General features: G+C 71.0%; 1 protein-coding gene and 1 pseudogene. Both read right to left on the reverse strand.

Going from position 1 to position 759, the window contains the following annotated elements:
* Window positions 1–405, reverse strand: a pseudogene (locus ACNPM4_RS17340) (DNA-formamidopyrimidine glycosylase family protein); the annotation flags it as partial.
* Window positions 406–456: 51 nt separating this feature from the next.
* Window positions 457–759, reverse strand: a 303-nt coding sequence (locus ACNPM4_RS17345; protein ID WP_448986509.1) for a GNAT family N-acetyltransferase, incomplete at its 5' end; no start/stop codon positions are given.

Genomic DNA, 759 nt, shown 5'->3' on the forward strand with positions numbered 1-759 from the left:
CCCCATGCCCGGCACCTCCTGCGGGTCGCGGACGACGTAGACGGCGAGCGACTTCTTCGTTCCGGCCTCGGTCAGGTCGAAACCGCTGTCGTCGTCGAGCGCGATGCGCAGAGCGATCGGCGACTTGCCGGGTTTGATGAGCGTCGTCGGCAGCGTCTCGTACCAACGCAGCCACCCCGCCTTCGCGAGGTGGAACACGAGGTGCAGCTCGTCGCCGCAGGACAGCACGACGAACTTGCCGAGCCGGGCGGCCGCCGTGATCGTGGTGCCCTGCAACGCGGTGATCGGCGGATCGTAGGTCTTCAACGCGGCGATCGCCGCGACGCTGGCGCGGGTGATCGTGCGCCCCACGGCGCGGTCGGCGAGGAACGTGGTCAGGCCCTGGACTTCCGGCATCTCCGGCATGCCCTCATCCTGTCATCGGCCGCCGACACTGTCACCCGGTGGGCTCACTCCTCAGAGGATCGGCCAGTCCACCGGCGTGCGGTCGTCATCGTGCAGCAGGCCGGCGATCCAGCCGTCGTCGCGGCCACGCGGGCTCGTGAGCGCCTGGCGCTGCAGGCCTTCATAGCGGAAGCCGAGCGCGCGGGCGGCCCGCGCCGAAGGGACATTCCCGGCGACGGCCTGCCAGCGGATGCGGACGAGCCCGAGCTCGGTGAAACCCCAGTCGATCACGGCGCGTGCCGCTTCCGCGAGATGACCCTTGCCCCGAGCGGCCGGGGTCACCCAGTACCCGAGCTCGGCGGCCCCACCCGTGAC

The sequence above is a fragment of the Microbacterium umsixpiens genome, from assembly GCF_053543675.1.